This is a genomic window from Vibrio ouci (genome assembly GCF_004551525.1).
Taxonomy (GTDB): domain Bacteria; phylum Pseudomonadota; class Gammaproteobacteria; order Enterobacterales; family Vibrionaceae; genus Vibrio; species Vibrio ouci.
Genome location: NZ_SATR01000089.1, coordinates 1 through 5039, shown reverse-complemented (window position 1 = coordinate 5039; position 5039 = coordinate 1). Strand labels below are relative to the sequence as shown.

3 protein-coding genes are annotated in these 5039 nt (G+C 43.7%); 1 reads left to right on the top strand and 2 read right to left on the bottom strand.

Annotated features, from left to right (window positions below; genetic code table 11):
• Positions 1 to 247: 247 nt before the first annotated feature.
• Complete coding sequence (gene traD, locus ELS82_RS23270; RefSeq protein WP_134837559.1) at positions 248 to 2344, top strand: type IV conjugative transfer system coupling protein TraD; 2097 nt, start codon at positions 248 to 250, stop codon at positions 2342 to 2344.
• Between the two features lie 57 nt (positions 2345 to 2401).
• Here the strand turns inward: traD and ELS82_RS23265 are convergent, their stop codons facing one another.
• A complete protein-coding gene (locus ELS82_RS23265; protein WP_134837558.1) occupies positions 2402 to 3265 on the bottom strand; it encodes a hypothetical protein in 864 nt (287 codons plus the stop codon).
• The gene (locus ELS82_RS23260; protein ID WP_134837557.1) at positions 3265 to 4782 is read right to left on the bottom strand and encodes an AAA family ATPase; all 1518 of its coding nucleotides are present in this window, start codon (positions 4780 to 4782) and stop codon (positions 3265 to 3267) included. The genes ELS82_RS23265 and ELS82_RS23260 overlap by 1 nt, the downstream gene beginning before the upstream one ends.
• Positions 4783 to 5039 lie beyond the last annotated feature (257 nt).

Genomic DNA, 5039 nt, shown 5'->3' with positions numbered 1-5039 from the left:
GCCAACTTTGGCAGCACTTCAGACTTTGTCATTGAGAGCCTGGAGAGCACATACCCTTGTGATCACAACACACATTTATCCACCGTCCAGTGAGTCCCATAGCAATCTCTCACTCATGACGCGCTACCGCTGCCTTTGAGTCAACCTCTACACCTACGTCGCGTTATCGATGTCACGCGGCGTACTGCTGTATTCCCAAGCCATTCGCAACACCTTTGTGACTCTCTTTTTCATTAGAGGAATGCTTATGCACCCAACTAGCCGCAAGAAAAGCAACCACTTTACCCGCGGAGGACAGGTCACGTTTCACGCCATCACCATGTTCTTCCAGATCAACAGTAAACTTATCAAGTACATTGGTTGGGGCGTCCTTGCGCTGACCCTGCTTCTCACTTACTTTAGTGCCCCTCCCCATGCTTTTTGGGGCGAGTTCTACTACTTAAGGAACGTGGCCTACGCCAAGTTTGGCAAACCCTTAGATAGCGACGTCACCACGATCTGGCAGGGGCAACGCTATACCGACACCCTCGCCTCTCAGTTGCAAAACTCCGTCCTGGTCGATATTCACGCCACGCTGTGGCACAACCTGCAAATTGCCTTTCTGATCGCCTTCATCACAGGCCTGCTCATTTTCCTCTGTGCACTGCGCTTTTTTAATCGTCAGGGTGAAAAACACAGTGAAGATTGTCATATTCGCGGTTTCAGACTGGCAAGCCCCAAAACCATCACCAAAGCGCTCAAGCAACGGGCAAAAGAGAGAAAGAAACGCGGCGACGGCAATGGCTCAATATCGAGCTTCACCATTGATGGCCACGCATTACTTAAGCAGTCTTTCGAGGTGCAGCACTTACTGATTGACGGCACAACCGGTGCCGGTAAGTCGGTCATGATACGTAAGCTGATTCGCTGGATACGCGACCGCGGCGATAAGGCTATTATCTACGATAAAGGTTGTGTGTTCACCAGTAAGTTTTATAACCCGGATACCGACGTGATCCTCAATCCCTTCGATCAGCGCTGCGCCAACTGGGATGTCTGGTGCGATGCGAAAGACGCCCCGGATTTTGAAAACATGGCGGCGGCACTAATCCCGCAGCATGGTGAAGGCGATCCGTTCTGGGTGGACTCCGCCCGAACAATCTTCTCCTCCACCGCTTATCGGATGAGCCAGGACACCAATCAGCCCTGTACCACCGAGCGCCTGCTCAGCCTTATCTTAACCTCTGAGCTCGATACCCTGGGCACTTTTCTGCAAGGCACCGAATCAGCATCACTGGTGTCCAAAGACATCAAAAAGACCGCGATTTCCATCAAATCAGTTCTGGCCACCTACATTAAGAGTCTGCGCTTTTTAGATGGCCTGAATCATCCGCAGCGCCCCGAACATCTGCACAAGCGGTTTTCTATCACCGACTGGATACACGATGATGCGCAGAAAGGGTTTCTGTTTCTGTCCAGTCATGCACGGCAACATGCCTCACTCAGACCGCTAATCTCGATGTGGCTGGCCATTGCATCGAACGCCATTTTAGGACTCAAAGAAGATGAAGAACGTCGTATCTGGGTCATCATGGATGAAATGCCAAGCCTGCATAAACTGCCCGAACTGGGCGCTATCATTGCTGAGGTTCGAAAATACGGCGGCTGTTACCTCATCGGCATTCAGTCGTATGCCCAGTTGATCAAAACCTATGGTAAGAATGCTGCCGAAGAGATGTTTGATTTACTCAACACCCGTTTTTACTTCCGGGCGCCTTCCGAGCAGATGGCCAGAATCTCGGCAAAAGATCTGGGCGAGCAGGAAGTGGATATCTCGAAAGAGAATGTCTCCTATGGCGCCAATCCCCTACGTGACGGTGTCTCTTTAGGACATCAGACCCTCACCCGCCCTGTGGTCTCAGCCAGTGAAATTCAGGCCCTCGACGATCTGCAGTGTTATATGCGAACGCCCGGAGTCGACTTGATCACCCGACTTGATCTCGAGTTCGACAAAATGCGCGATGTGTGCCCTTCTTTTGATAAGCGCAGCATGGTGCTTTCTGCCACGATGACCAAAGTATACGAACAAGCGATTTATCATGAATGCGTCGCGCCGGGCTTATACCTCAATGAAGCAGAACGCCGCCGACTGACCGATGCGCAGGAAGCCAATTTTGAGGACAAAGCGCAGATGAGCGAGGAAACCAAACAAATCCGCAAGGCCATCAAAAGTGACACCGTCAGTACGCTTATTCATCAAGAACAGCTGCGAAAGCAACAACAAACTTACCAAGAAGATGCTCAGCGTAACATTGAAGAATCGGCAATTAGCCAAGAGCAGGAAATCGGTGAAACGTACGATTAAACGTTCACGTGAATTGCCATGACTTCTCCGTCAACATAACCACAGTGCTGACTATTGCTACTCGGAGCTAGTTACTGGAGCATTTGAAGCTACAAAGTGTTCCAGACTCTCCCAACTACATCCTTCAGACTTAGTGTGAAAAATAAGTCTGACCATCCCAGCGAAAGCACTATTCTTATCACCCATATCTAATATTATTTGTCCTAAAAATGTTGCCTGTTCCAAGTCATCAACTCTTGAGAATCTATCAATAATATTGTTGACTACCTTAGCCACTCTCCCTCGAGCTTGGAACAAACTAAGTCTATCCAAGCCGCAAGTTCTAATTGTTTCTTTGCCAAACTCACTGTTTTCAAAAGGCTCAATTAAACCTACTGAATTGAATTTAATGTGCTCGGATAAGTCCCTAACATCATAAGGGTTCAGTAACAGAGGGGTTTCAATAGCTCCTCTTTGAGGAGATTTATGTGGATACTCTGAATCATCGTTGTCATTTCCTATCCTACCTCCTTGGATAGGAAATAAAGCTCTTTTCCAAGGCTGGTTGCACAATTTACATGACAGCAAGTAGTTATCCCAATCATATGCCAACCACCAATAACCATATTTGCAACTTTTCTTGAATTTTCTTCCACTTACGTTCATAAGAGCTTCACGCTCTGAACCTTCGCTATCAATATCGTCTACAACAGATTTAGGACGATAATGTTCGACATCCCCATAGTCGGATAGAGGCATCTCGCAGTATCCACACTTTCTACTCTGAGCGGTCATGAAATGATGTTTATATTTCCCCCAAAATCCATCATTAAATTCTAACTTGTCTGGGGAATTCACCAATTGCTGCTCAATTTTATTAGTTTCAACATCAGCTAGATCCTGAAAACCTACAGGTTTGACTGGGCGAATTAGCTTTAACATTACTTTTGCCCCTTAATTGAACTTTGCAACTTTTTCCTTATCCCTTCTGAAACCTCTTTTTCTGATAGCGGTTTATCTGATTGCTTCACTGTGTCCTCTAGGGCGTTTAAGTAACTACCAAAAAGACCACCAAATTTGTATAAACTTACTCTTTCCTTTAGCAGGATTTCTAGTTGTCGTTTTTCCTCTCCACTATCGGGTTCTGGTTGTAATACCAACTCTGAGTGTCGTTTAACTAATGAAATCGTATCTTCATCTAATGTTGACTCCATTTTAAACCAAACACCCATTAACAAATCTTCAATTGGTAAGCCCGGTGGAATATCTATAGATTTGATTGAAACGTTATTATCTATACTATTTAATACTCGAATCTCCCCCTTCTTGGCTCCTCTAAGGCACAGGGGATCATGTGTTGTTACAACGAAATTTAGAAGTGGGAATATATTTCTAAGTAGCGAGACAATTTTAATCTTCCATGATGGGTGTAGGTGGGTTTCTATTTCATCTAATAATACAACGCCTTGAGCATTTTCAGGAGAGGGCCACAAAGAACTAATTGACAACATTATATCGAGAACATATGCCAGCACCGATTTATAACCATCACATAGTTCATAAATATTTTGTGGAGACCCATCCAGATTGACCGTGATTTTCCCACTACGTCTTCTTAGTAGAATTTCATGATCGTCATTTCCTCCTGGCAACATCAGCAAATCGCGTAAAGATTTAGATATATTGTTGAAATGTTCAGATGTTACTCGCTTAGGGTTGCTGAGCCAATTTTCAACATTTTTTAGTTGAGAATAATGATCAAATAGGTTTTGAATATTCGGCTGAAAATTATCTGAATTAACTTTGCTCTTTTCCTTGGGAAGTAACCTTGTAGAGCCGTAGCCTAATACAAGAACTTGAGCTTCTTTGAGAGATAACTCTGGCCCCTGCTTTGTGATGGTAAGAGTTATCGGGCCCTGGACATTACTCAAATGTAATATTACTTCAGCTTTTCTCGCACCACTTCGTCGTCTAATAAAGTTTTCCCAACTTACCTCGAGCTCGTTAAGGCATTTTTGCCCGGAGAGTACCAGTGCAATGGCCTGCAAAATAGTACTTTTCCCTACTCCATTTTCACCAATAATCATCATCCAAGACTCTTTATCCCCGTGAGATTCGGGAAAGTCCAAAGATAAATATTCTATGGATTTAAAATTACGTATTTCAATTTTCTTTATTATTTTTGTTTTTTTATAGAAATCGTTAGGATATTCTTGTACCTCATACAAAGAGTAGTCTAGTAAATCTACAGCGTCATCATTTACATACGTTACCCCCTTGCTTTTTTCGTAATAAGAATCTTCATTCAGCCATTTTTCTTGGTGGTCACGCGGGAACCATCCCTCCAAGAAAGAATCTATTAGACTTTGATAGCCAAACATTCTATATTTTTCTTTTATTTCTTCATAAAAATGTTCAGCATCTAACGTACTCAATATTTTATGTTTATACAACTCCATATCGTATCTTAGGCTTGTAATTACTTTACATCGACTTGCACGTAACTCTTCTCGGTTAAGTGATAACAGTTCAATAGTAATCTTTCCGTTTTTTGAATTTGAAAAAATACCAGGGCGGGATCGCACTTTGTTAACAACTATGATCTAATAGGCTCAAATCCACAAATTGATATCGACTTTGAGCCTCATAGAACACCTTTCCGTTGTTGAAGATACGCGTTCATCCATCAACCAAAAGCATGATTTAATTGATATTA

Coding starts and splice junctions, on each gene's coding strand:
- ELS82_RS23265 (WP_134837558.1), bottom strand. CDS start 3,265: ATGTTAAAGCTAATTCGCCCAGTCAAACCTGTAGGTTTTCAGGATCTA.
- ELS82_RS23260 (WP_134837557.1), bottom strand. CDS start 4,782: ATGGAGTTGTATAAACATAAAATATTGAGTACGTTAGATGCTGAACAT.
- traD (WP_134837559.1), top strand. CDS start 248: ATGCACCCAACTAGCCGCAAGAAAAGCAACCACTTTACCCGCGGAGGA.